This window comes from Candidatus Spyradosoma sp. SGI.093 (genome assembly GCF_050314555.1).
Classification (GTDB): domain Bacteria; phylum Verrucomicrobiota; class Verrucomicrobiia; order Opitutales; family UBA953; genus Spyradosoma.
Genome location: NZ_JBNPNH010000001.1, coordinates 44,742 through 70,426 on the forward strand (window position 1 = coordinate 44,742; position 25,685 = coordinate 70,426).

The 25,685-nt window shown below is 60.8% G+C and carries 25 protein-coding genes; 11 read left to right on the top strand and 14 right to left on the bottom strand.

Features of this window, described 5'->3' with window-relative positions; translation table 11 throughout:
- Positions 1-2: 2 nt before the first annotated feature.
- Positions 3-1,799, bottom strand: a complete 1,797-nt coding sequence (locus ACQREB_RS00185) for an MFS transporter (protein WP_427763839.1) — start codon at positions 1,797-1,799, stop codon at positions 3-5.
- Between the two features lie 201 nt (positions 1,800-2,000).
- Here ACQREB_RS00185 and ACQREB_RS00190 point away from each other — a divergent pair, with 201 nt between their 5' ends.
- The 8 genes from ACQREB_RS00190 to ACQREB_RS00225 all read left to right on the top strand — a co-directional run bounded on the left by ACQREB_RS00190 (position 2,001) and on the right by ACQREB_RS00225 (position 11,278).
- On the top strand, positions 2,001-3,302 hold the full coding sequence (locus ACQREB_RS00190) for a glucose-1-phosphate adenylyltransferase (protein ID WP_427763841.1): 1,302 nt from the start codon (positions 2,001-2,003) through the stop codon (positions 3,300-3,302).
- 36 nt (positions 3,303-3,338) lie between these two features.
- The gene (locus ACQREB_RS00195; protein WP_427763844.1) at positions 3,339-4,016 is read left to right on the top strand and encodes a JAB domain-containing protein; all 678 of its coding nucleotides are present in this window, start codon (positions 3,339-3,341) and stop codon (positions 4,014-4,016) included.
- 130 nt (positions 4,017-4,146) lie between these two features.
- Positions 4,147-5,385 carry a beta-ketoacyl-[acyl-carrier-protein] synthase family protein gene (locus tag ACQREB_RS00200; protein ID WP_427763846.1) on the top strand — a complete coding sequence of 413 codons (1,239 nt, stop codon included), beginning with the start codon at positions 4,147-4,149 and terminating at the stop codon, positions 5,383-5,385.
- A 37-nt stretch (positions 5,386-5,422) separates the two neighbouring features.
- Entirely contained in the window at positions 5,423-5,680 is a 258-nt protein-coding gene (locus ACQREB_RS00205; protein WP_427763848.1) for an acyl carrier protein, read from the top strand.
- A 180-nt stretch (positions 5,681-5,860) separates the two neighbouring features.
- Complete coding sequence (locus ACQREB_RS00210) at positions 5,861-6,235, top strand: hypothetical protein (protein ID WP_427763850.1); 375 nt, start codon at positions 5,861-5,863, stop codon at positions 6,233-6,235.
- A gap of 14 nt (positions 6,236-6,249) precedes the next feature.
- Positions 6,250-8,244: a hypothetical protein gene (locus tag ACQREB_RS00215; protein WP_427763852.1), complete on the top strand. Its 1,995-nt coding sequence runs from the start codon at positions 6,250-6,252 to the stop codon at positions 8,242-8,244.
- 82 nt (positions 8,245-8,326) lie between these two features.
- Positions 8,327-8,893, top strand: coding sequence for a hypothetical protein (locus tag ACQREB_RS00220; protein WP_427763854.1), 567 nt, complete (start codon positions 8,327-8,329; stop codon positions 8,891-8,893).
- A gap of 60 nt (positions 8,894-8,953) precedes the next feature.
- A complete protein-coding gene (locus tag ACQREB_RS00225) occupies positions 8,954-11,278 on the top strand; it encodes an AMP-binding protein (RefSeq protein WP_427763857.1) in 2,325 nt (774 codons plus the stop codon).
- Between the two features lie 475 nt (positions 11,279-11,753).
- Here the strand turns inward: ACQREB_RS00225 and ACQREB_RS00230 are convergent, their stop codons facing one another.
- The 10 genes from ACQREB_RS00230 to ACQREB_RS00275 all read right to left on the bottom strand — a co-directional run bounded on the left by ACQREB_RS00230 (position 11,754) and on the right by ACQREB_RS00275 (position 20,811).
- On the bottom strand, positions 11,754-12,242 hold the full coding sequence (locus ACQREB_RS00230) for a hypothetical protein (RefSeq protein WP_427763859.1): 489 nt from the start codon (positions 12,240-12,242) through the stop codon (positions 11,754-11,756).
- Between the two features lie 230 nt (positions 12,243-12,472).
- On the bottom strand, positions 12,473-12,625 hold the full coding sequence (locus ACQREB_RS00235) for a hypothetical protein (RefSeq protein WP_427763861.1): 153 nt from the start codon (positions 12,623-12,625) through the stop codon (positions 12,473-12,475).
- 110 nt (positions 12,626-12,735) lie between these two features.
- Complete coding sequence (locus ACQREB_RS00240; protein WP_427763864.1) at positions 12,736-14,058, bottom strand: DUF3825 domain-containing protein; 1,323 nt, start codon at positions 14,056-14,058, stop codon at positions 12,736-12,738.
- Between the two features lie 43 nt (positions 14,059-14,101).
- Positions 14,102-14,911, bottom strand: a complete 810-nt coding sequence (locus tag ACQREB_RS00245) for an EcsC family protein (protein ID WP_427763866.1) — start codon at positions 14,909-14,911, stop codon at positions 14,102-14,104.
- A gap of 54 nt (positions 14,912-14,965) precedes the next feature.
- The gene (locus tag ACQREB_RS00250; RefSeq protein ID WP_427763869.1) at positions 14,966-15,724 is read right to left on the bottom strand and encodes a hypothetical protein; all 759 of its coding nucleotides are present in this window, start codon (positions 15,722-15,724) and stop codon (positions 14,966-14,968) included.
- Positions 15,725-15,779: 55 nt separating this feature from the next.
- Complete coding sequence (locus ACQREB_RS00255; RefSeq protein ID WP_427763871.1) at positions 15,780-17,144, bottom strand: DUF445 family protein; 1,365 nt, start codon at positions 17,142-17,144, stop codon at positions 15,780-15,782.
- Between the two features lie 68 nt (positions 17,145-17,212).
- Complete coding sequence (locus ACQREB_RS00260; protein WP_427763873.1) at positions 17,213-17,770, bottom strand: hypothetical protein; 558 nt, start codon at positions 17,768-17,770, stop codon at positions 17,213-17,215.
- 25 nt (positions 17,771-17,795) lie between these two features.
- Positions 17,796-18,209 (bottom strand): YkvA family protein, encoded by a 414-nt coding sequence (locus tag ACQREB_RS00265; RefSeq protein WP_427763876.1) that lies wholly within the window; start codon positions 18,207-18,209, stop codon positions 17,796-17,798.
- A 125-nt stretch (positions 18,210-18,334) separates the two neighbouring features.
- Positions 18,335-18,817: a hypothetical protein gene (locus tag ACQREB_RS00270; protein ID WP_427763878.1), complete on the bottom strand. Its 483-nt coding sequence runs from the start codon at positions 18,815-18,817 to the stop codon at positions 18,335-18,337.
- Between the two features lie 104 nt (positions 18,818-18,921).
- The gene (locus tag ACQREB_RS00275) at positions 18,922-20,811 is read right to left on the bottom strand and encodes a hypothetical protein (protein WP_427763881.1); all 1,890 of its coding nucleotides are present in this window, start codon (positions 20,809-20,811) and stop codon (positions 18,922-18,924) included.
- A gap of 156 nt (positions 20,812-20,967) precedes the next feature.
- On the opposite strand from ACQREB_RS00275, the gene ACQREB_RS00280 reads away from it, so the two are divergent.
- From ACQREB_RS00280 to ACQREB_RS00290, 3 genes are all read left to right on the top strand, one after another.
- Entirely contained in the window at positions 20,968-21,888 is a 921-nt protein-coding gene (locus ACQREB_RS00280) for an aspartyl protease family protein (protein ID WP_427763884.1), read from the top strand.
- 89 nt (positions 21,889-21,977) lie between these two features.
- On the top strand, positions 21,978-22,910 hold the full coding sequence (locus ACQREB_RS00285; RefSeq protein ID WP_427763887.1) for a hypothetical protein: 933 nt from the start codon (positions 21,978-21,980) through the stop codon (positions 22,908-22,910).
- A gap of 70 nt (positions 22,911-22,980) precedes the next feature.
- Positions 22,981-23,775 (top strand): exodeoxyribonuclease III, encoded by a 795-nt coding sequence (locus tag ACQREB_RS00290; RefSeq protein ID WP_427763889.1) that lies wholly within the window; start codon positions 22,981-22,983, stop codon positions 23,773-23,775.
- A gap of 25 nt (positions 23,776-23,800) precedes the next feature.
- Here ACQREB_RS00290 and holA read toward each other — a convergent pair whose 3' ends face one another.
- The 3 genes from holA to ACQREB_RS00305 all read right to left on the bottom strand — a co-directional run bounded on the left by holA (position 23,801) and on the right by ACQREB_RS00305 (position 25,590).
- On the bottom strand, positions 23,801-24,910 hold the full coding sequence (gene holA / locus ACQREB_RS00295) for a DNA polymerase III subunit delta (protein WP_427763891.1): 1,110 nt from the start codon (positions 24,908-24,910) through the stop codon (positions 23,801-23,803).
- A gap of 108 nt (positions 24,911-25,018) precedes the next feature.
- Entirely contained in the window at positions 25,019-25,303 is a 285-nt protein-coding gene (locus tag ACQREB_RS00300; protein WP_427763893.1) for a EutN/CcmL family microcompartment protein, read from the bottom strand.
- Positions 25,300-25,590 (bottom strand): EutN/CcmL family microcompartment protein, encoded by a 291-nt coding sequence (locus tag ACQREB_RS00305; RefSeq protein WP_427763895.1) that lies wholly within the window; start codon positions 25,588-25,590, stop codon positions 25,300-25,302. The genes ACQREB_RS00300 and ACQREB_RS00305 overlap by 4 nt, the downstream gene beginning before the upstream one ends.
- Between the last annotated feature and the right edge of the window lie 95 nt (positions 25,591-25,685).

Genomic DNA, 25,685 nt, shown 5'->3' on the forward strand with positions numbered 1-25,685 from the left:
TCTCAGAGCTTCTTTTTGCCTTCGAAGTGCGCTTCGATTTCTTCGAGCGTGCGGCCCTTCGTTTCCGGCAGGAAGAACACGGCCGTGATCCAGTAGATCACCGTGCAGCCCGCGCAGAAGAAGAAGATCGTCGAATACCCGAAGTTGCCCACGACCGGCAGGAACGTTCCCGCGATGACCGTCGAGACGCCCTGGTTGATCAGCAGCGCGATCGACATGCCCATCGCGCGGATGCGGTTCGGCATGAGTTCGGAGAGCGCGAGCCAGACGCACACGCCCGGCCCGACCGCGTACGCCGCGATGAAGATCGCGAAGAACAGCGTCGCGAACCAGCCGTTCGCCTCGCTCGGAAGCGGACCGACTTCAAAGGACTTGACCTCGAAGGTTTGCCCTTCTTCGTACGGCACCTTGATTTCGAGCTCGTCCGCCGGGGTGTCCTCGCGGACGACGAGCGTCTTGACGTTCATGTCGCCGTTGACCGTGTACACGAACTTCACCTGCGCGGGAACGAACGTTTCCGTCTTCATCAGCGCCTGCGCCTGTTCCTTCGTCATCTGCGAATAATACGCGTACTTGACCACATGCGTCTTCTTCGCGCCGTTCTCGTCGACCTCCTCGAGGCCGGTCTTTTCGTTGACGATGACTTCCGTGCGCTCAAAACCTCGCGCCGCAGGATTGAGCGTGTCCGTGAAGTTCTGCATCTTGCTTTCCGCGTTGAGGAAGAGCGCGGCGACGCCGATCAGACCGACGATGATGCCGGTGGTGCCGACGGTGAGCAGGAACTTGCGGCCCTTGCGGTCCACGAGCACCATCGCGACGATCGTCATCACCATGTTGAGAATCTTGACGACGAGGTCGCCCTGGTTCGCGACGGATCCGTCGAGACCGGCCTGCTTCAGCACGTCGACGATGTAGGCGAGCACGGAATTGATGCCCGTCGCCTGGTTGCACGCGAGAATGATGACCGCGAGCACGAACGGCACGATGTATTTCTTCTGGAGAAGGGAATCCTTCGGGGCGTCCGCCTTCTTGTCGGCGGCGGCTTCCTCGGCGGAAGCGGAACCCATTTCGTCGAGCTCCTTCCGCGCTTCGGCTTCGCCGCGGGAACGCGCGAGCGCCTTCAGGGCGTCGGCGATGCGGTTTTTCTTGTAAAGCCAGCGGGCGGATTCGGAGATGAACAGCGCGCCGAACGAGAAGATCACGCCCGGAACCGCGCAGGCCCAGAAGATCGCGCGCCACGCGAAGTTCTTTTCGGCGAGAATCGCCGCGCCGCGCTCGGCGACCGAGGCGTATTCCGCGGAAGAGACCGCTTCGACCTGGCTTGCAAAGTAAAGACCGACCGCCGCCGCAAACACGAGGCCGACCGTCAGCATGAACTGGAACATGCCCGTGCCGAAGCCGCGCTTGTCCGCCGTGAGGCATTCCGCGAGATAGAGCGGAACGACGACGCCGATGAGGCCCGCCGCCGCGCCCTGCAGAATGCGGCCCGCGACCAGCCAATAGAAGCCTTCCGGCACGCAGATGACGGGAACGGAGAGCACGAAGCAGACGCCCGCCAGAATCATGATTTTCTTGCGCCCGAACAGGTCGGAAAGCGCTCCCGCGAACAGCGAGGAGAGCACCGAGCCGAGCAGCACCGCCGCGACCACCGTGGAGAGCTGGCCGGGCGTGTAGTTCGTCGTCGCCTGCAGATAAGGAAGCGCGCCGGCGATGACGCCGACGTCGATCCCGTACAGGAGACCGCCGAGACCTGCGATGAACAGCAGGTATTTGTTATAGATCGAGGTTGATTTGGACATAAGTTTTCTTGGGATGAATAAAGTCCGCGAGGATAGCGTTCCCGCCCCCGCACTTCAAGCACCAAAAGCCGCGAGGGCGATAAAAAACGCGCTTTCTCGAAATTTTTCTTGCGCGAAGCCCCGGAATCTCTATGCTGAAGCGGCGTTCGGACTTCGGTCCGTGCTCCATTTCAACCAAATTCCATTACTCCAAAACAAATCATGGCAACCTCAAAAGTAGTATGCGTCATCATGGGCGGCGGCCGCGGCACCCGTCTCTATCCTTTAACGGCAGCCCGCTGCAAACCGGCGGTCCCGCTCGCGGGCAAATATCGTCTCATCGACATCCCGATCAGCAACTGCCTCAACTCCGGCTACAACACGATCTGCGTGCTCACGCAGTTCAACACTGCCTCGCTGCACAGCCACATCCAGCGCACGTACAAGTTCGACGCTTTCGGCAAGGGCTACGTGGACATTCTCGCCGCGGAACAGAACATGGAGAGCGAAGCCTGGTACCAGGGCACGGCGGACGCGGTGCGCCACAACCTCCAGCACTTCAATCTGAAGGACGACGACTACGTCCTCATTCTCTCGGGCGACCAGCTTTTCCGCATGGACTTCCGTCCGATGATCCTCCAGCACATCCAGAGCCACGCGGACGTCACCATCGCCGCCAAGGCGATGCCGAAGGCGGAAGTCTCCGCGCTCGGCGTCATGCGCGTCAAGGAAGACTCCGAAATCACGGAATTCGTCGAAAAGCCGAAAGACCCGAAGGTCATCGACTCGCTCGTCATTCACGGGCCTCTGCGCGACGCCCTCTCCGACAAGTCGAACGCGGAATACTGCCTCGCCTCGATGGGCATCTACGTCTTCTCCGGCAAATTCCTCCGCGAAGCCCTCAACAACGACATGAAGGACTTCGGCAAGGAAGTCATCCCCGGCCTGCTCGGCAAGAAGAAGCTCGTCGCGCACGTCTTCGACAGCTATTGGGAAGACATCGGTACCGTCCGCGCCTTCTGGGAAACGAATCTTTCGCTCACGGATCCGGTTCCGCCGTTCGATTTCTTCGATGAAGTCGCGCCGATCTACACGCACGACCGTCTCCTGCCCGCCGCCAAGCTGAACGGCTGCACGCTCGAACGCGTCATCATGGGCGAAGGTGCCATCGTCACGCACGCGAAGCTGAACCGCTGCGTCATCGGCGTCCGCGCCGTCGTCGACGAAGGCTCCACGCTCGAAAACGTCGTCCACATGGGCGCGGACTATTACGAGACGCTGGAGGAAATCGCCGCCTGCCGCGCGGCGGGAACGCCCATCGTCGGCATCGGGCCGAACTGCATCATCCGCAACGCCATCATCGACAAGAACGCCCGCATCGGCGCGAACTGCAAGCTCACGCCCGAAGGCGTCGAAGACGGCTGGGAAACCGAACAGCTCTGCGTCCGCGACGGCGTGCTCATCGTCAAGAAGGACGCGGTCGTTCCCGCGGGAACGGTTCTCGGCAAATTCTCCGACAAATAAGGGACGATGTCCGCGGAAAACGGACAACCCTCTCCGATGCGCCCCCGCGAACGGCTCGACCGTCGCGGGGCGCGTTGTCTCGGGGACGCGGAAGTGCTCGCGGTCCTGCTCGAGGTCGGCGACTCCAAAACCCCTCCGCTCGAAGCGGCGCGCGCCCTGCTCGACCGCACGGACGGTTCGCTCTACCGGCTTTCCCGCTGGGCGGTTTCCGATTTCGTCGACGCGGGGCTCGGCTGGAAACGGGCCTGCAGCCTCGCCGCCGCCTTCGAGCTCGCGCGCCGCTTCGAAGACAGGCGCGAGTTCTCCGCGCCGATTTCGGGTTCCCGCGACGTCTTCGAATTCTTCGAAAAACGCGCGCTCCCGCTCGACCGGGAATCCTGCTGGATTCTCTCTCTCGACGTCAAGCTTCGGCCGCTGCGCTACGACGAAGTCTCGGCGGGCACCGCGAACGGCTCGCTCTTTCATCCGCGCGACTTTCTCCGCCCGGCGGTCCGCTGCAACGCGGAATGCGTCGTTCTCGTCCACAATCATCCGAGCGGCGACTCCACGCCCAGCTCGAGCGACGTGAGGATCACGAAAAAGCTCGCCGAGGCCGCCGCGACGCTGGACATCCGCCTGATCGACCACGTGATCATCGGCAGACGCAACATCCCGCCCCACCTCGAAGGCTACTTCTCCTTCGCGGACTCGGGTCTCCTCAAAACCGCTCCCTGACGCGCGCGCGGCGCCTCTTTTCCGAAAACCGCGGGACGGGGCGGATTTTCCCGTTTCGAACGGCTTCCCCTTCCCGGATTGACAAGACGGAGCGGTTTTTGATTTATTGGCTGTTCATACATTTTTCGGCATGGACAACCTCCCTCGCATCGTCATCACCGGCGTCGGTCTCACCGCGCCAAACGGGAACTCGCTCGCGGAATTCCGGGCGAACCTGCTCGCCGGACGCGCGCGCATCCGGGAAATAGACGTCCGCTACATGGGCAAGCAGCCCGCCGGAATCTGCGATTTCGACGCGACGCGCCACCAGAAGCGCCGCGAACTGCGCACCTCCACCCGCGCCGGCTCCATCGCCATCTACTGCGCGCACGAAGCGGTCTTCGACGCGAACATCGACTTCGCGAACGTGGACAAGTCTCGCGTCGGCGTCTACGTCGGCATCACCGAACACGGGAACGTCGAGACCGAAAACGAAGTCTACAACATTTCGCTTTTCAACAACGACACCAAGTACTGGACGCACCACCACAATCCGCGCACCGTCGCGAACAATCCCGCGGGCGAAGTCACCATCAACATGGGCATCACCGGACCGCACTACACGATCGGCGCGGCGTGCGCGGCGGGCAACGCGGGGCTGATCCAGGCGGCGCAGATGCTCCAGCTCGGCGAAGTCGATCTCGCGATCGCGGGCGGCGTCTCCGAATCGCCGCACACTTTCGGCATCTTCGCAGGCTTCAAGAATCAGACCGCCCTCGCCCACCACGCCGATTCGAACAAGGCCTCGCGCCCCTTCGACAAGGCGCGCAACGGCATCGTCATTTCCGAAGGCGGCTGCCTTTACACGCTCGAACGCCTCGACGACGCCCGCCGCCGCGGCGCGCGCATCCTCGCGGAAATCGTCGGCTGGCACATGAACTCCGACGCGGGCGACACCGTGCTGCCCGATCCCGTCCGCCAGGCGGAATGCATGCGCGCCGCCCTGAAGCGCGCGAAAATCGCCCCGCAGGACATCGACATCATCAGCACGCACGCCACGGGAACGGGCAAAGGCGACGTCCAGGAAATGATTTCCATGCGCGACGTCTTCCGCGACTGCCCGACGACCTACGTCAACAACACCAAGGGCTTCATCGGGCACTGCATGGGCGCCGCGGGAACGCTCGAACTCGCCGGCAACCTACCCGCGTTCGAGGACGGGCTCGTCCACCCCTGCGTCAACATCGACGAGCTCGATCCCGATTGCGCCATCGACGGCCTCGTCGTCGGCGAGCCCAGACGCGCGGAAAAAGTCGAATACATCCTCAACAATTCCTTCGGCATGCTCGGCATCAACTCCACGCTGATCGTGAAGAAATTTTCCGAGTGAATGAAAGACCTTTCAAACCTACACAACCCATAAAAAAATGACCGCAGAAGACATCAAAAAAATCGTTCTCGACATCGTCGCCGACATCGCGCCGGACGAAGACCTCTCCGCCGTGAAGCCGGACGTCAAGCTCCGCGACCAGCTCAGCCTCGATTCGATGGACTTCCTCGACATCGTCATGGAACTCCGCAAAAAACACGGCATCGAGGTGCCGGAGGCGGACTACCCGCGCCTCGCTTCGCTCGACAGCTGCGCGGAATACCTGGCGCCGAAATTCGCCGAAAAAGGACTCTGATTCCTTCTCCGCAGAAAAAGACGCGCGCGACCACCCGACGGCCGCGCGCGTTTTTTTGCGCCCGAAGCGTTCCCGCGCCGCGGGATTTCGCGGAAACTTTACTCTCGGCAAAGGGAGCGGAGGCGGTTAGAATCACGGCAGAAAATTTTTCATCGGCGTTTTCGCCTTTCAATCGTCCTCATGGCCTCCAAAAAAATCAGCCCCCTTTTCTTCGCCTTTCTGATTCCCGTGATCGTCGTCGCGGGCGCGGCGGCGCTCATCGCCGTGCGCCACAGCCGCGGCGAAGAGCTCTCGGCGCTGCCGGCGGACGCCTTCGAGCGCAGCCCGGAAACGCTGCGCGGGAACGTCTATTCGCTTTCCTGCGCGATCGACCGCCAGCTGGCGCAGAGCGACCGCGGGCGCGTGCTCGCGGTGAAGCGTCTCGAAGGCGGCGGGCGCGTCGCGGTCTACGTGCCGCCGAGTCTCGACCGGAACTTCGAAATCGGTCAGCGCTTCGTGATGACCGTCCGCGTGAAGGACAACGCGCTTCACGTCGAAGCCCTCAAAAAATTCTGAAAACCGTTCCCGCCATGCGCAGATTTTCCGCGATTCCGTTTCTGCTCATCCCCCTGCTCGTTCCCGCGACCGCCGCGGCGCAGGCCGTCATCAACAACAATTCCGCGCCGCAGGGCACGACCGCGGGCGACTACCGCAGCAGCACGGTTTCCGAGCAGTCGAACAAGATCTTCGACGCCGATTCCGACATGATCAACCCCGGCGAAGGCATGATGCGCTGGAAGGGAAAAATCTTCAGCATCGAGGATTCCAAGCTCTTCCGGGAACGCTTCGAGCGCTACCTCGCCGAGCCCGTTCCCGAGCAGCCGCGCGAAGACTACGAGAAAATCGTCAAGAAGATCCACCGGATGCTCAAGCAGGACAAGATCAGGCGCGAGAACGTAAACGCCGAGATGATCAAGGCGATGGATCTGCTGATGGAGCTCGCGGAATTCGAGGTGGACGCGAATCAGTCGCTCGCGCTCGCGAAGCAGGTGTACAAGGCGTGCCGCCAGCGCGCGGAACTTTCCGAACTTTACGCGTGGCAGACGGCGCTCAAGACCAAGAAGCAGGACCTGGAGCGCAAAATCGACAACCGCGACAAAATCCGCCGCCGCGACGAAGATTCCCTCAACTCCTCGAAGCGCAAGGACGCCAAGCCCCTCGTGCTCCCGCCCTCGCAGGAACAGGTCTTCCTGACGGCGGCGCTCGCGGAGACCAACGCCGCGATCAAGGCGAAGGGGCAGACGACGGACATGCTCGGCGCGCAGGCGAAGCTGGAATTTCAGAGCACGATGGTAACGTTTCTGACGGCGCGCCGCTACGTGCACGCGCTGATGGCGGCGGATTTCTACCGCGTGCTCTTCAAGGGCTCGCAGCAGGATCTGAAGGTCGGCGAAAAGGAATTCGACGAGCTGCTGCCGATTTCGAACTTCGTGCCCTCACTCGAATCCTTCGAGCAGGTCGCGCGGGAACTCCAGCGCGAGACGGCGAAAAGCGTGAAGGGCAGCGACGCGCTCTGGAAGAGCGGGCAGAAATACCACGCGTTCCGGCAGCTGCTTTCCGCCTACTTCATCGGCGAAAACGAGCCGCGCGTCGCCTACTACCCGGAAGAGCGCAAGACGGAATACCTCGCGATGTGGTTCGAGCTGCGCGAGCTCCTGCGGCAGAGCGAAAACAAGGACCTCGGCGCGATCGAGGACACGCTGACGCGCATCAAGGCGTTCGCGCCGGACTTCCCGGATTCCGAAATCCGCGGCAAGCTCAACGCCGCCAAACAGGCGAGCAACATGGCGGTGCTGCGCGCGCGCCAGACCGCGATGATGGCGGGAGCGCAGGGCACGCCCGAAGCGCTCTCCCAGGCGATGAACGACATCGAAGGCTATCTGAAGACCGCCGGCGAATACTGGCCGCAGAATCCGGAAATCCCGAAATTCATGAACGACGTGCTCGAGCGCACGAACGTGCTCTCGCAGCTCGCGCCCGAGTTCGACCGCCTCGTCGCCGCGAAAAAGACGCGCGAAATCTTCAACCGCCGCGCGGAATTCACCGCCGCGCTCATGCAGGACGCCGCGCGCCGCGGCCGCTTCGAGGAAATCGTCAACCACGTCGCGAAGATCGAGACCGCGCTCACGCAGGTGAACGCGCTCATCGCGCGCCACGACGACTACATCGCGTGGGACATGCTCCTCGCCGTGGAGGCGCTCGATCCGGAAGACGAAGTCGTCGTGCGCACGAAGGCGAAGCTCGCGACGCTCGTCTCGGACTATTCCCGCCTGCTCGAACGCGCCGCGCAGGACGAACGCGACGGCAGGCCCGCCGAAGCGCTGCACAAGTTCCTCGCCGCGCAGGACATCAACACCGCCTCCGAAATCTGCCGTCTCGGCATCGAACGCACGGCGCAGGCGCTGCTCGAGAGCGTTCCCGCGGAAGCGGGCGCGACGGGAACGCCCTCGCCCGCCGCCGACGACGCGGCTCCCGAGCCCGTTCCCGCCGCCGCGGACGACGCCGGCGACGAATGGGATTTCTGACGCGCGCGCGGAATTTTCTCAACCGGAACAGAAAAATTTTATGCAAGTACAGGCAAAAATCAGTCGAGAATGGCGAGACCGCATGATCATCGTCCTGATCCTCCTGCTGGGCTCCGCCGGATGGTTTTTTTACGACGGCGCCTTCGCCTATCCGAAATACAACGAGAAGGCGGACGCTTACGCCGACGTCAAACGCGTTTACGGCGCCGACGAGGCGCTCGTCAAAGAGAAATGGCGTGCGCTCGCGATCGAGCGCCACTGGAACGCGGACGACGTGCCGCTCAAGCGCAAGAACGAGGCGCAGCAGTTCCATTGGAGCTTCGGGCTGCTCGTCGTCGCGTGCGCGTTTCTGACGTGGATGGTGCGCGACATGCGCCGCGTCATCGCCGCCGACGACGAATGCTTCACCGGCGTAGACTGCGCGTTCCCGCCCTTCAATCCGCTGCGCAAGGTGCGCTTCGCCTCCGTCTTCGGCATCGACAAACGCCGTTGGGAAAAGAAGGGCATCGCGGTCGTCCATTACAAGGACGGAGCCGGAAAACGCCGCGCCGTCTATGTCGACGACTACAAATACGCCGGCAGCGAAAAGATTCTCGAACGCTGCGAGCAGACGCTCGAAGCCAAGAAAAAAGCCAAAACCGAAGCCTGATCGCGCGGGAACGTCGCGCGCCTTCAGCCTTTTCCCGAAAACCCAGATACTCCTCAGACCATGATTCCGCTTTACGTCCTCCTCGCCTTCCTTCTTTACGTCGTTCTCTTCGCGCTCGTCGTCAAATGCTCGAAACACGGGCGCGAGACGCCGTGGATCTACGCCGCCTTCCGCGGCGTGTTCACGCTGCTCGCCCTGCCGCTCTACCGCCTGCGCGCGGTGGACGCGAACGCCGTTCCCGAAAAGGGCGGCGTCCTGCTCTACGCCAATCACGCCGCCTACGTGGACGTGATTCTGCTCGGACTCGCGTGCCGGCGGCCGATCCGCTTCCTCTCCTGGGACGGATTCGAAAAAATGCCCGCGCTGCACTGGTTCATGCGTGTGATGCACACCATTCCCGTCTCGCCGACGAACGCGCGTTCCGCCGTCCGCGCCGCGCGGGAAGCGCTCGACGCCGGCGGAGTCGTCTGCATCTTCCCCGAAGGCGGAATGACGCGCAACGGCAGCCTGCAGCCCTTCCAGGGCGGCTTCCGCCTCATCGCCGAGCGCGCGGGCGTTCCCGTCGTTCCCGTCTGGATCGACGGCACGTGGCGCTCGATCTTCAGCTGGCGCCGCAAAAAACTTTTCTGGAAGCGCCCGAGCCTTTCCCGCCTCGAAATCAACGTCGTCTTCGGCGAAGCCTTCCGCATGGGCAAAAATCCGGGCGAGAAATCGCTTTCCGAAGCCCGTGAAATCCTGCTCGACCTGGGTGTGCGCGCCTTCGGCATGCGCGACCTGCTGACGCGCGGCCACGTCGCCGAAACCATCGTCGAGGCCGCCGCGGCGCATCCGTTCCGCATCGGCGTCGTCGATCATTCGCGCGAACGCATGGTGCTCAAGCGCGGGATTCTCGTCGCCGCCGCCTACTGCATCTCCAAGCGCATCCGCCGCCTCGTGCGGGAAGAGCGCGTCGGCGTCGTGCTGCCCGCGGGAACGCCCGGCATGCTCGCCAATTACGCGGTCGCCTTCGCGGGAAAAATCCCCGTCAACCTGAACTTCACGCTCGGCAGGGCGCAGGTCGAGGCCTGTCTCGCCAAGTCGGGCGTGCGCACGACGATCACCGTCGCGCCGATGAAGAAGCAGATCGACGAACGCCTGCCGGACTTCCCGTGGACGGAGCGCCGGATCGACATTCTCGACAGCCTCAAGCACATCAACCGCGCCGAAATCATCTTCGCGTTCCTCCAGCTCGTGCTGCTGCCGAGCCGCCTCACCAAGCGCCTCTGGAGAATTCCGACCGCCGGCGGCGACCGCGAGGCCGCCCTGCTCTTCACCAGCGGCAGCTCCGGCATGCCCAAGGCCGCCGTCATCACGCACCGCAACATTCTCGCCAACGTCTCGCAGATCGTCGATTACGACATTCTCCCGCCCGAAACGCGCCTGCTCTGCAACCTGCCGATCTTCCACTGCTTCGGCTTCACCGTGCTGCTGTGGTTCGCGCCGACGCAGGACGTCCGCGCCGTCACCACGCCCTCGCCACTGGACTACGCGAAAAACGTCTCCGTCATCGAAAAGGAAGGCGTCACCGCCGTCATCAGCACGCCCACGTTCCTGCGCGCCTACCTGAAGAAGGCGACGCCCGAGCAGCTCGACACGCTGCGCCTCGTCGTCGCCGGCGCGGAAAAGACGCCCGCCGGATTCGCCGAAGAATGGATGAAGAAATTCCCGAAATCCGCCTATCTCGAAGGCTACGGCATGACCGAGGCCTCGCCCGTCGTTTCCGTGAACAAGCCCGACGTTCCCGTGAACAACGGCGCGCCCGGCGAAGTCCACCGCGGCGTCAAGCCCGGATCCGTCGGCATTCTCTTCCCCGGTATGTCCGCGCGCGTCCGCGACACGGACGACGATTCGCCCTGCGGATTCGATCGCCCCGGAATGCTCTACCTGAAGGGCGCGAACGTCTTCCCCGGCTATCTCGACGATTCGGGAAAGCCCGTTCCCGCGACCGACGCCGACGGCTGGTACAAGACCGGCGACCTCGTCTCGATCGACGAAAGCGGCTTCATCACAATCCGCGGCCGCCTCTCGCGCTTCTCGAAGATCGGCGGCGAAATGGTGCCGCACGGCACCGTGGAGGAAGCGATCACGCGCGCGCTCGCGCTCGACGTCGAACAGCTGCCGCAGATCGCGGTCGCCGGGCGCCCCGATCCCGCGAAGGGCGAGCAGCTCGTGCTGCTCACCACGATTCCGGACCTCAACCTCGGCGAGCTCTGCAAAAAGCTTTCCGACGCCGGGCTCGCGAATCTCTGGCTCCCGCGCGAAATGAAGGTCGTCGAAAAAATCCCCGTCCTCGCGACCGGCAAGCTCGACATCAAAGGCTGCGCCGCCCTCGCCGCCGGCGAATGACCGCCACGAAGCCAAGGAAAGTCAAAAAAAGTTTTGGGGAAGCGACATTCCTGTCGCTTCTTTGAAATCTGTCTGCACAAACTTTTTTCCCGCGGATCTCGCGGATTTCCGCAGATTTTCAGAATCCACGAATTGCACGAATTGCACGAAAAGGAGGGTAAGCGTCCCGCTTGCCCGTGAAATCAGCGAACACAAACTTCTTTAACGCAAAGAACGCGAAGAAAACCGCAAAGTAAAAGGAAGTTAAAGAAAAGGTTTTAAGGGAGAGGCGACATTCCTGTCGCTTCATCGGAATCCGCCTGCACAAACTTCCCCTTTAAGCTTTAACCTTTAAGCTTTAACCTTTAAGCTTTAAGCTCTTCTTTTAACACAGAGGAACGAAGAAACGGAAAATACGCGTGAACGCAACGGAGGGTAAGCGTCCCGCTTGCCCGCCGAAATCCGTTTCCGCAAACTTCTCTTTAACCTTTAACCCTTAAGCTTTAAGCTTTAAGCCTTTTTTCAACAGGGATTGCGGGGATTTTGGAGGATTTCTTTTTCGGAGCGAGGTTTCGCGAAGCTTCTGCACTCCGCGTGAAACGCGAAACAAAAATAACCACATGCGGCGGAACGCCGCTTGGGGGCGGGCTCGAAAAAAAAACCACGCGACTGAAAGGCGCAACCGCCCGCCGAGCCGCAAAGATTCGTCGGAACCGTGAATTTCACGGGCGGGCAAGCGCCTCGCTTGCCCGCCCGTTTCCGCAAAGTCCTGAAAAAACACGGATGGACACGGATGCGCACGGATGCCTTTCCCACCCGGACGCGCGCATTCCGGAAACGCGCCACTCGGGAAAAGCTCGCCTACTGAAAGCATTCCCAAGAAAGCGCCCACATTCCCCACGCAAGCGTTTTCTTCGCGACAAAAATTTGCGCCGAGATTTCGAGGGCTGACGAATGCACCTCCGTCCTTCGGGAAAATCGACATGCCGAAAGGACGATTAATTGCAGGATTATGTATACACAATCGCGATACATAAAAAATCTTTCAAAAATACTTGACTTTGGGAAGGCAATTAAACACTGTATTTACCTAGTAGTTCGCATTAGCGTTCGACTCTTGATTTTCCATCCTTGATGGAACCATTAATAAATTTTTCATTATTCTAACCACCTAAGAGTTCTGCTCTTGAACCATCTCTTTGATTGTTAAAGAGCCTACAACTCTAAGACGAAGAACTGCAATCTTAAAAAACAGAAAGGATCTCTAAAAATGAAAAACTTACCTAGTAAAGCACCTGAAGCGACAAAGCTTCTTTTAACAATAGGAACGGCCTCTGTTGCTGCCAGTGGAGCTTCTGCCGCAATCATTGCGGTAGCAGTTGGAGCAGCAATTGTAGGAGGCACATTCTTGTTGTTTTCCAGAAAGAAGTAGTTTCTTTCCCGTTTCTAGAAGACGACTTCTAGAAACGGGAAATTTTTTATTCCATTTCTTCCTCTAAAACAGCACTTCCAACTATTTTACTTGGATTGAGCCAACTATCATCGGGCTTGCATATTACTCGAGCATTATTATACGCCCAAGCCAACTCTAAAATAGTCTCCATCCTATAAAATTGCTTCTTCCCTTCCCTATCTTTTACCAAGCTTAGAACAAGGGCAAAATCTGGACTTTTTTCATAATTTGAATTCATATAAATCGGCATTAAAAACTGAATATAATTACCCACTAGAGTAGTTCGATATTGTGGAACAACATATTTATAGTTTCTTCTAGCGATTTTTTGTGAATTCCTTATTGCATCAATAAATCGGTCTGTAACCTCTCTGACTCTTCCGTCACGAAATTTTTGCTCCCATTCTTCAGGAAATCGTCCCCGCTTAACACCATCTTCAATACAATGATTTAGCTTTTCAATGTCATCAGTATCTACTTTTAACGTAGCATCATAGACAATCTCTGAAATATCAGAAAAGAAACTTACCATATCAACGTCTAAATCCGAATGTGAAAAGCCTCTGTTTATAAGTCCTGTACAACCGTCTCTTAGAAGAATTGGATTTAATAGACAAAACCTTTTCTTTTCATCCATCCAATCAACCTCGCCCAGAACTAAAACATCCCTCGCATTTTTAGAAAGAAGTCCCGTATTAAAAAGCGCATATTTCTTATCTTCAGAAAACTTTATTTTTTCATAGTTTAACGAGGCAGGAAGATTCCAGCCGTCATAGAGTGCTTCAAAAACAGTGCGTATGTACGACTCGAGAATTTCATATTCTGTCTTTCTATACCCGAGAAAATTTGTTTTTTCATATTTCCACACCTCCCCTGGAAGCAATTCTTTTTCCAAATCCTTTATAAATCTATTAGCCTTTTCATAATCATCAAACACAATCCTCCCCATTCGATACAGCCTTAAGTTTTTCTCTATTTCGATCCCTGTAAAAAAGCCAACTTCTTTCAAAACACCATCACGTTTAATATATTGAATATAAAGAGGTTGCGCGAATCCATTTGCAAATCCTGTATCTATTCCCAAACAAACCGTATTGGAAGACTTCTGCGTGCACTCTATAGGGTCACCAATTTTATTATACTCGTAAAACAAAACACGTTTTTTATCAACAGAATCCAAAAGATTGGATACCAAAGTCTCGCTACTAATAGTAAAACTTTCATTTCCAACCTTCTTTTTCAAACAAGATAAAGATGTCGAATTAAAAGAAAGAGTCATGAGTAGAGACTTCAAAGAAGCATATACATCAAGAATCAAGTCTTCATTCTTTATTTTTAAAAATCTCATATTTTAAAGACTTTCTCTAGACACATTTTAAAAAGTAAACACCTCATAAACTTTCGTAAATTTCGGCGATCAACTCCGGTGGATACTTACGTTCCAACCGACGCAGAATAAAGTGCGCCCGCGCCATATCTTGGTAGTAATCCATAAATAAGGTATTGATTGTCGCTCCAGCAACTCCTCCAACAACGGGAATCGCCTGCGAGGCAACTTTCTGAGATACGGTGACTCCAAATTTCGCTGCGATTTGCTCTATTAACTTTACAAAAACGGGTGCAGTAGCCTTTGTTCCAGCTTTCTTCATATAGTATTCAGCAGCCTCTCCAAGCAGACGCGTAAGAGCCATACGCGTCGCAAGAAAGCCCGTATCGGCATCATCATCATTCTTTTTCCCTCCTTCAAGCGCAAAAACATTGAGACATTCAAGACGCACTCGCGGCTGATTCAAATCTTCACCTTCGGAACGAGCAATGTCTGCGATGGAACGAAGCATGATGCCCGTTGTAATAGGCAATTCTACCGCTAACGCTGCGAATCCAAACGCACCTCCTACGCCACCAGTCAATAAAACAGCAAACTTATGCCACCAGTCGTTTGACTCCTCTCCTTTGCTCGAGGTGTCCATGGTAAAAAGCGCTACGTTAAGAGCAGTCTCCAAGGATTTTTTTGTAGCAGAGGCGACATGCGAGCTTACTTTATCCGGGAGAACTTCGAGCGCCTTAGTCGGCAGCTTTCCTATTACATCGGAAACGCGAATGATAAAAGGTGTTTGAGAGGCGAGCTCATGAGCTCGTTTCAAATCTCTTAAATCGCGAGAAGTAAGCTCCGAACGTGGATTTTTTGATGATATATTCATGAATTTACCTTCTTTTGAGTTTTAGGTTGAAATGAAAATTTTATGCTGATCTCTTCACGCATTTTCCCCGCCGATCGGGCGCCAAGAGATTTTTTTGAGGTCGTGGAGGGCGCGAACGTAGTCGACGAGCTTGCCGATGGAAAACGTTTCCAGGGCACGCCAGACGTTTTCTTCGTTCCCGCCGTTGTGGCACGCTGCCGAGAAGCGGTGACAGTTGTTCGCGTCCAGCGTGTAGTTCGTCTTTTTTCCGAGAAAGGCGCGCGCGCACGCCGCTACCTTTTCGGAACCGAACGCGTTCCCGTTTGAATCGCACGCGGCGTAGGCGAACGAGCCCGTGCGCCAGTGCTCGCCTTCGTCGCCGTGGATGAAATGCTCGAGCGATATCGCACGATAATTTCCGTTCCCGTCGAGTTCCGCAATCGTGCCGTCGCCGAGCCAAATGCCGGAATGATGAGTGACGCTCTTCGCGAGCGCGCAGATGACAAGCGTTCCCGGAGCGACCTGCTCCGCCGCAATGAAACGCCCCGCCTCGAGTTCCCGCCGGCACGCCCGCGAAATCCTCCAATCTTCAATGAGCGGTTTCGCGACTTTGCTGGTGAAGACTACGCCGGCGGCGACAGCGGGAGGAGCGCTAAGCGTCGCGAGTATCGCAAGCGGCAATCCGGTTTTCTTTCCCGCCGTGTTTTCGGCTTTCGCGAGCGCGCGCTTCTTCGCTTTCGCGGGAACGGCGGAGGAAGCCGTCTTCGGTTTCAGGTTCTTTTGAGCGCGCCTCACAGCAACGGGCGAGCCGCTTTCGGGTTTTCGTTTTTGCATGTTGTTTGAGATTTTGAATTTCAAAAAGACTTTTTCATTTATTTGTTTGCGCACGTCACAGAAGCAGGCATTGGGCGGCGCCGACGAGGGCGCCGAGGACGAAGCCGAGGACCTGGATCGCACCGAGCTGTTCGGCGGCGACGGCGTCGATCTGTTCCTCGAAGCGCTCGGGCGGCTGTTCGCGGACGACGGTCGCGACCTGTTCGGCGACGTCGAATTTCGCGATGAGCGCGCGGAGCTGCGGCGAATCGGACGCGAGGAATTTTTCCGCGAGTTCGCGGAGGCGCGGCAGAATCACGTCGCGGCACAGGCGCGGGAACGCGTCCGAGCGCAGAAATTTCTCCAGCGCCTCGGGCACGCGCCGAGCGAGCGCGTCGTGGACGACGTCGTTGTTTTCGAAATCGAAGCGGCGGATCGCGGCGGAGATTTTTTCGGCGCCCGCGCCGTCGCGCAGCCACGTTCCCGCGGCGTCGAGCGCGCGGCCGAGAAAGCGCTCGGCGTTGTCGCGGGAAAGCAGGTCGGCGCATTCGCCGGCGAGGTAGTCCGCGAGCGCGTCGGCGATCGGCTTCGTCAATTTCCCGACGACCATCTCGATGAGCGACGTGTCGGAAAATTTCTTCAGCAGGTAGTCGCCGATGCCCAGCCCGAGACCGATCCCGCCTCCGAGCGGACCGCCGCGGGAAAGCACGACCGGCAGCGCGGCGCGCAGCCCGGCGGCCGTTTTTTCACTGATGATCTTCCCCGCGCGCTCGCGGATCGCGGCGGCGATTTCCGGCCTGTTCGCGCGGGCGGCGTTCGCGACGAGCTCGGCGAGCGCGCCGGAGTTTTCGCGCAGGAGCGGATCGAGCGCGGACGAGAACGCGGCGGAGACGTTTTCCGGCGAGGCGACGCGGAAGAGCGCGTCCGCGAGGATTTTCTTGAGCTCGGGCACGAGGCGCAGCTCGTAGTCGTCGCGGCGTTCGGCGAGGGCGTCGAGCAGCGCGTCGCGCGTTCCCGCGATGAGGGCGTCGGCGTTTTCGTCGAGATAGGCGCGGACGGCGGGGAGCGCCTTCGCGGCGATCATCTCGGGCGTAATGAGGTCGTTCGCGACGAGTTCGCCGATTTTTTCGCCGAGCTCCGTCTGCTTCTGCGGAATGAGCCCCTGCAGGAAGCCGAAGCGTTTTCGGACCGGGTGAAAGAGCAGCCGGATCGCGAGCCAGTTCGTCGCGTAGCCGACGGCGCCGGCGAGCAGAATCGTCAGCCCCGCGCCGGCTGCGTCGCCGAGCGGGAGCGAGTCGGGCGGCAGAAATTTCTGCGCGAGGCTCAGCGCGTAGAGCGCCGCGGCGACGGCGCAGAGGGCGCGACAGACGATTTCCGCCGCCGAGAACAGCCGGGCGGAGCGGGAACGCGTCGGATCGAGAGCGAGTTTGAGCAGACTCATGGAACGGAAGAAGTCGTGAAGGCGACGAGGCTGTGAAGCGTCACGGTCTCGTCGCCTTGCGGTCGGCGTCACTTCACGGCCACGTCCGCGCTTTTCGTCGCGGACACGTGCAGATTGACTTCCGCCTTCGCGTCCTCGACGTCCATGGGAACGACGGTTTTCACGTTGGCGGGAATGCCGTAAATCGAGCAGTACGATTTCGACCAGATGAAGCTCAGCAACGGGAACGAACGCGTGCGGATCTTGAAATGCGGCATCACGAGGTATTCAGCCCTGTTCTTTTCGCACGCGTCGAAAACGGCTTCGCGAAGCGCTTCCGCCTGCGTCGGCGTCAGCCCTTCGTAGATGGACGGCTCGACGTAAGCGGCGGAGTTCGAGGCACCGAAATTCGGCAGCGAGAACTTCGGCGCCTTGATTTCGAAGTCGAAGTTGAAGAATCCTCCGGCTTCGCCTTCGCCGGAAATTTTCTTCGACCCGATTTCGAAAACGGGCTTGAAGAGCACGGGCTTCACACCGGTGATCGGCGTGTGCGTGCGGTCGTTGGAGACGTCCGTGGCGCAGCCGCTCATGCCGATGAGGAGAGCGAGCGCCGCCGGAACCAGTGTAGTAGCGGATTTTTTGTTCATGTCGTTTTTTGGGGTTAAGAAAATTTCACTTCGTTTCCGCGGGCGGGAGGGAGGCGGAGGCGCGCCACGTCTTGTAGGCGGCGATCTGGTCGGCGAAGGTCTTGAGCAGAATGCCGAAGACCGCCACGTCGTCCACGTAGCCGAGGAAGGGAATCACGTCGGGAATGACGTCGATCGGCGAGAAGAAATAGACGACCGCAAAGACGATCGCGGCGATGAGCGACCACGGCACGTCCGTGTATTTTCCCGCCTTGTAGTCTTTGAGCATCTGGAAGAGAAGCTTCGCGTTGTCCCACATGTCGCCGAGCTTGGAGCCTTTTTCGTTGAACTCCTCCTCGCGATCCAGGACTTCGTCGAAGTCTTTTTCGGAGACGTTTTTGCGTCCCGCGTCGAACGCCGCGTTCACGCGGCTCGTATCCGTTTCGTTGAGCTGTTTCATGATGTTTTTTCTGTTGATTGGGTTCGTGATTTTGTGACGAGGGGAAATAAATTGAGACAATTTTACCCCCCCTAAAAGGCGTCAAGCAGGAAAAATGCCGATGAAAAAAAAGTTTTCGGGAGCGTTCAGCGCGTTTTTTCGAGGCGCGCGCGAAGTGCGGAGGCGCGTTCCCGCAGCAGCTCGGCGGCGCGGAGGGCGCGGTCGGCGTGTTCCATCGTGCCGCCGTCGAAATCCGACGGGGCGTTCAGCGCGGCGTCGAAGCGCGCCCGCCACGCGTCGCGTTCCCGCGCGTATTCCGCCTCGTCGAAGGCGGGAGCGTTCTCGACGTCGCATTCGAGCCAGTCGATTTCGGCTTCGGCGAGGCGGAAGATTTCCGCCGCCGCCATCGTCATTTTGAGCTGCGAAAGCGGCTCCGTCTCGAGGATTTTTTCGAGACGTTCCCGCGCATGCGCGAAGACGTCGGGGGCGTCGTCGCGGCAAGCTGCGGGCGCATGTTCTCGCGCCTCGGCGGGCGTTCCCGCGAAGAAGGCGCCGAGCGCGCTTCCGGTGAAGATCGCCGCCGCGCACGCGAGCGCGGGCAGAGAAAGTCTGAAGAGAGTTTTTTTCATGAGTCTGAAGAGGAAAGTTTTAAGAGTTCAGGAGTTGAGGAGTTTAGTAGTTGAAGAGTAATTACCTTTTCAACTCCTCAACCTTTTAAACCCCTCGACTTTTTTCAATCTTCCGGTTCCGGCGGGTTCTTGAGGAGTTCGTCGCACTGCGGGTCGCCGAGCTTCGAGCCGTTGCGCCAGCAGCGGCGCGCCTTTTCGGGGGAACGCGGCAGTCCGGCGCCGTGCCAGGCGCAGAGCCCGAGAATGCCCCACGCGCCCGCGTCGCCGTTCTTCGTCCCGAGCTTCGCCCAACGCACCACGGCTTCGGGGTCGCCGTCGGGGTCGTTCCATTCGCAGCGCGCGAGCTGGAACGCCGCGTCGGCGTCGCCCTCGTCGAAGGCGGCGAGCAGCAGTTCCCGCGCGCGGGAAAATTCCTCGCGGGTCACGAGCTCGGCGCCCGCGCAGAACCGCGCCGTGGGCTCGCCGAGCTCCGCCGCCTTGAGGAGCCATTCCAGCTCCGCGTCCTCGTCGCGTTTCGTGCCGAGGCCGACGCGGAAGCAGCGCGCGAGCTCGACCATCGCGTCGGCGTCGCCCTGCTCCGCGCCTTTTTTCGCCCACTTAAAGGCGCGCCTGTCCGCGGGCTTGCGCATGCGGTAGATTTGCGCGATCCGGCCGGCGGCGTCCGCGTCGCCGAGCGCGTCCGCGCGTTCGAAATACGCGATCGCGCGCGCCTCGTCCTCGGGAACGCCGAAGCCTTCGCGGCAGGCGCCGCCGAGCATGTAGGCGCCGACCGCCTCGTCCGCCGCGTCGAGTTCGCGCGCGATTCTGACGAAGTCCTTCGGGCTTTTTTTCGTGCCGACGCCGTCGCGGTGACAGGCGGCGAGCACGCGCGCGCCGAGCACAGCTCCCCCTTCGTAGGCGGCTTTCGCGAAGGTGAACGCCTCCGGATCGTCGCGCGCGAAGAGCGCCCGCGCAAGCTCCGAAGCGCCGTTCGCGTCGCCGAGCGCGGCGGAGGCGCGGAAATGGCGTTCCGCCGCCTTGAAGTCGCCTTGCCCCTGCTCGAAAAGGCCGAAGCTCGCGTGCGCGTCGCCGAGCCGCGGGGCGTCTTCGGGGGCGGCGAGCTCGATCGCGCGGTCGAACCAGTAGCGCGCCTCCTCGGGCTTTTCCTCGACGCCTTCGCCGAACGCGTACGAGAGCGCGAGCACGAGCGCCGCGTCGCAGCTCGGCACGGCGCCGAAGGCCTCGAGCGCGAGCGCGAACGCGCCGGGCTTGCCGCCGGAGTAAAGCGTCCAGGCGAGGGTCGCCTTCGCCGTCGCGGGACCGTCCTGCGCCGCTTCGCGCAGGAGCGTTTCCGCGAGTTCATCGTCGTCCGTCCGCATCTTCACGAAGGCGTACACGAAGAAAAGCGAGTCGTTCGGAAGCGCCGCCTTCTTCAGCGCCCTGCGGAGCGCGCGGCAGACGGCGCGCGTTTCCGTCGCGAACGTCTCGGCGTCGAGCTTTCCGGCGATGCGGGCGACGAAGAGCTCGAGGAGCGGCGAGAGCTTCCCGTAGGCGCGCACGAAGTCCGCGTCCGCTTCCGCGCGGCGCTGCAGCTCGAGCGCGGCGCGGGCTTTCTTGAGCGCGTCGGGAGCGTCTTCTTCGATTTCAAGGAAGATTTTCGCCGCCTCCAGCTGCACCGCGAGCGCGTCCCCGCGGGCGAGCGCGGCGGCGAGCAGCTTTTCCGCCTCGGCTTCGTCGCGCGGCACGCCTTGGCCGTTCGAGAAGAGCGCGGAAAGATTCGTTCCCGCGCGGGCGAATCCCTGCGCGAAAGATTTTTCGTAGAGCTCGCGCGCCTTGGCGAAATCGACGGGAAAACCGCGGCCGAAATCGTCGTAGAATTCGCCGAGAAAGCACTGCGCCTCGGCGTCGCCGAGCGCGGCGGCCTCGCCGAAGCGCTCGAAGGCGGTCTTGAAGTCGCGCGCGAAAAAGGCGGTCTTGCCGGCGTCGCGGAGCGTGATGGAATCGGAATTTTTCATGGTTCGTCGCGGATTGAGAAATTGAAGTGCGTTCATTTTAGGCGAAAAAAGCGTTCCCGCAAGGGCGCCGATTTGTGGACAAACCGCGCGCGTTTTTCCGCGCGCGCCGCGGAGTTCCTGTTTGCGAAAGCGGGAACAGCGGGTCAAGCTCGACGCATGAAGATTTTTTCGTGCACGTTTTTTCTCCTCTGCGCGGCGCTCGTTCCCGCGCACGTCCTCGCCGCCGAGCCGCCCGCGCGCGGGAACGGGAGCGCCGCGTTTTCCGCCGGCGCGATCCCGCTGCTCGGCGAGACGCTCCTCCTCGTCGAGACGACGGTGGACGGCGTTCCCGCGAAGCTGCTGCTGGACACCGGCGCCTCGCACACCTCGCTCGACGCCGCGTGGGCGAAGGCGACTTTCCCCGCCCTGAAGACGCGCGTCGTGCCGTTGAAGAGCGACGGCGTGTACACCTTCGCGAGTCCGGAAATCGCTCTCGCGCGAATCGGCGAATTCCGCCTCGGCGGCAGACGTTTCGCGGACGTCGAAATGCCGCTCGCGGACCTTTCAGGTCTGCGCCGCGCCCTGCCGGAGCTGAACGACGTCGTCGGCATTCTCGGCATGAACGCGACGACGCTCGCGCCTTGCCGCATTTCCTTCGGCGGACGCCGCATGGAATGGGTCGAGCCGGGCTCGGCAGCGTTCGCCGGCAAGGAGAAATTCCCGATTCGGCGCACGGCGGGAACGGCCTGCGTGCAGGTGACGCTCCCGCCGCAGAAGCCGGGCGGCGCGGCGGTCTCGGCGCTGATCGACAGCGGCGCCGTGGGCTCGAGCGTTCCCGCGGATTTCTGGATCGGCGCCGCCGAAGAAAAGCGGACCGCGCTCGTGACCACCGCGACGGGAACGCGGAAAGTCGCCGTCGAATTCGGCGTTCCCGCGCCGCTGAAATTTTCCGAGACGCTCGCCGTGCCCGACGTTTCCCCGCGCCTGATCCGCCCCGGCGAGGCGATGAAGATTCTGCTCGGGCTGGACGTGCTGAACCGCCTCGAAATCATCTTCGACCTGCGGAACGGCGTCGTCTGGATCGGGCGCGACGAATGATTTTTTCGCCGAGGCGAAAATGCCCTTGCCTCCGGCGGGGACATTTGCGAAGCTGTCTTTTCAAGTAAAATTCTCAACAAAGCAAAAAAATGTCTGACGAAAACAATTCATTCGGCTCATTCGTGAAGATTCTCATCGGGATCGGTCTCGCCGTTCTGGTTTTCATGAGCTACATGCTCGCGGAACAGCAGGGATGGGTGAACACCAATCTCGCCTCGCGCATTCTCCAGGGCGTCGCGGACGGCAAGGCCGCGCGCGCCGAAAAGGCGGAAGCCGCTCCCGCCGCGCCGCGCAAGACCGGGATCGACGACTCCAAGGTCTTCGTCGACGAGACGCCCGCTCCCGCCGCGCAGCCCGCGCCCGAGCCGGCGAAGCCCGCCGAGCCCGCGACCGCCGCTCCCGCGGAAACGCAGGACGAGACGCCCGCCGGATCCGACGAAGAGCCGGCGGCTTCCGACGATTCGGGAGATTCCGGCTCCTCCTCCGACGACGGCGACGACGATTCCGCGTCCTCCGACGATTCCGGCGACGACTCCGCCTCGGACGAAGGCGGCGAATCCGAGCCCGCTCCCGCCGCGGAAAGCGCTCCCGCGAAGCCGAAAAAGCTCGACTACGCGGAAATCGCCCGCAAGAAATCGACCTGGCCGAAGGCCGTCCAGATCCGCGTGAAGGGCACGAAGATTCCGCTGCTCAACAACCGCGGCACGGAAATCGGCAAGGTCGAAATTCCCGTGGGCACGCGCGTGTTCATCCGCAAGGTCGGCCCGACGGGCGTTCTCGAAGTCAAGAGCTCGGTGACGGGCCAGGTCTTCGTCGTCCACGCCTCGCGCACGACGTTCAAGAAACTCTACACGGGCAAGCCGATTTCCGACGGGCTGGTCGCCGCGGGCTCCGCGTCGTCGTCCTCCTCCGCAGCCTCCGACGATTCCGGCGACGACTCGTCCGGCGATTCCGACGATTCGGGAGATTCCGATTCCTCCTCCGACGATTCCGGCGACGATTTCTTCGACGACGATTTCTGAGAAACGCCGCACGGCACCGACGAAAAAAAAGCGTTCCCGCGGGAGCGCTTTTTTTGTAGCCTTTTGCGTCATGAGCGAAAACGTCTTACTGCATTCCTGGAACGTGAATGGGCTACGCGCCGCCATCCGCAAAGGGCTGGAGGCCTACGTCGCGGAATTTTCTCCGGACGTGCTCTGTCTGCAGGAAATCAAATGTCCCGCGGATCTGGAGCTTCCGGACTCGCTGCGCGCGGCGTTCCCGCACCGCTTTCTGCATCCGGCGGACAAGCCGGGCTATTCGGGAACGGCGATTTTTTCCAGATTCCCCGCCCTGTCGGTCTCGACGAATTTCGACGCCGCGGAAGACCACCCGCAGGAAGGCCGCGTGCTGAGCGCGGAATTTCCCGGCGTGACCGTCGTCTGCGCCTACGTGCCGAACGCGCAGAACGAGCTCGCGCGGCTCGACTACCGCCTGCGCTGGGACCGCGATTTCCGCGAACACCTGAAGGCGCTCGCGGCGCGCAAGCCCGTCGCCGTCTGCGGCGACTTCAACTGCGCGCACAAGCCGATCGACCTCGCGAATCCGAAAAGCAACGAACGCAATCCCGGCTTCACGATCGAGGAGCGCGACTCGTTCTCGGAGACGCTCGACGCGGGCTTCGTCGACACGTTCCGCGCGAAGAATCCGACCGCGGAAAAGGCGTATTCGTGGTGGAGCTACCGCATGAAGGCGCGGGAACGCAACGTCGGGTGGCGCATCGACTACTGGCTCGTCTCCCGCGCGCTGGAGTCGCAGTTTTCGGCGCCGGGCATCCTGCCGCAGGTGCTCGGCTCCGACCACTGCCCGGTTTCGGTCGAGCTCCCGCGCGCGCTTTTCGAAGCGTGAGGGCGCCCACGGGAACGCCGCTGCGTCACGACAGGCAGCGGGAGACGAGCTCGCGCATCACGGCTTCGTCTTCGCGGGGGCGCGCGACGAGCTCCTCGAACGCGCGGAGGAAATCGAGCTGCCAGTCGATGAGACGCCGCAGCGTCACGCGCGGATCGCGCAGCGTTCCCGCGACTTTCGCGCCGACGTACCACGCGTTCTGCGAAAAAAGATTGTAGCTCGATTTCTCGTCGTTCCCGCCGAAAAGCTGTCCGTAGCGTTCCGCCGCCGCGAGAATGTCGCCCTTGGGGATTTCCCCGCGGAAATTCAGCCGCGCGGCGCCGGAATCCGTCAGCGCGCGCAGCTGGATCAGCAGGCTGTTGCGTTTCTGCATCGCGCTCAGCAGCGGGCGCGCCGAGTCGTTGTTGAAGAAATACGCGCGCAGCGACGCCAGCGTCTTCGCCAGGTCGCCGGAAAAGAACATCTCGACGGGCTCGAAGAAATCGCCTTCGCCGAAGACGGGAACGAGCTCGCGCACGGTCGCCGCGTCGATCGTGCCGCCTTCGCCGACGTAACACGCGAGCTTTTCGAGCTCGACGCAGCACATGCGCGTGTGGCGGTTCACCTTTTCGACGAGCACGCGCAGGGCGTCGTCGTCGATCTTCACGCCGAGGCGGCGCGCCTCCGCCTCCAGCGCGGGAAAGAGGTCTTCGGGATCGCTCCCGCCCGCGACCAGATTCAGCTCGCCGAGCTTGAAGAGACGCTTCGTCGCCGAGCGGCGCTTGTCGGGCTTCACGACGGAGATCATCGCGAAGACGGCGCTCCGGTCCGTCCGCGCGGCCTCTTCGGCGAGGCGCTCGACGGCGGCGGCGGTCTTGTCGGATTCGACGAGACGCCCGTCCGCAAGCCAGTTCACGTTGCGCAGCCAGACGTATTTTCTGCCTCCGAACATCGGAAGCGTGCGCACGGACTCGACGAAGCGGTCCACGATTTCCGCGATGTCGTCCACGCCGAGCGCCGTGCCCTCGAGGACGTCCTTCGACATGTCGTCGAACGCCTCGGCGCTTTCCTTTTCCCAGCGCGCACGCGCGGCGCGCCCGACGAGAAAATCGTCGTCGCCCGCGAAAAGAATGAAACCGTTTCCGTCTTCTGCCATACGCGCATTATCGTTTTTCCCGCGTTCCCGCGTCGAGAAGATTTTTCGAAATCGGAGTTCCGCCGTCGTTCCGCCGCTTTGCGGACGCGGAATCTTCCGCGCGGAGCGTCAGGGCTTGTAGTCGACCGCGTCCAGAATCATGGCGCAGTAGGCGTCCACGGGTTTGGGCGGATTGAGCGCGGCGGCGGCCTCGCCGGATTCGGCGAAGGCGACGGTCTGCCCGTCGGCGGCGCCGAGCTCGTCGTAGGCGACCAGCGAATTGTCGAAATCCGCCTTGCCGCCGGCTTTCCACGTTTTCGTGTTCCACGGGAGCACGAGCACGAACGTGTCGCCGCGGAAGGCCGGGTGCATGACCGAGCACACGACGCGCCCGATGACCGTTCCCGCCCTCATCGCGCGCCTCCTTCGCCGTCGGCGGGTTTCGCGGGATCGACGATGCCGAGCACCGTCCAGCGCGCGGGCGAATGCTTCGCGCCGATGAGGCGGCGCGCCTCCGCGCCGTCGCTGTTGATGACGACCTTCTGTCCGACGGCGGCGCCGAGCGGATCGATGACGATCTGCGGCGGGCCGTCGGGCGAATCGTCCGGCGTGACGGGCTGCGCGATCAGCATGCGCCAGCCCTCGAGCGTCGGGTGTTTCACCGTCGCCGTGACGTGGCCTTTGATGATCGCGATGCGCATTTTCGGAAATGAATGCTCGTTGAGGAAAAATGAACGACGCGTCGGCGGGAAAAGGAGCTTAAGAGGCGAAAAGCTTAAACGATTTTCTCTTCGGC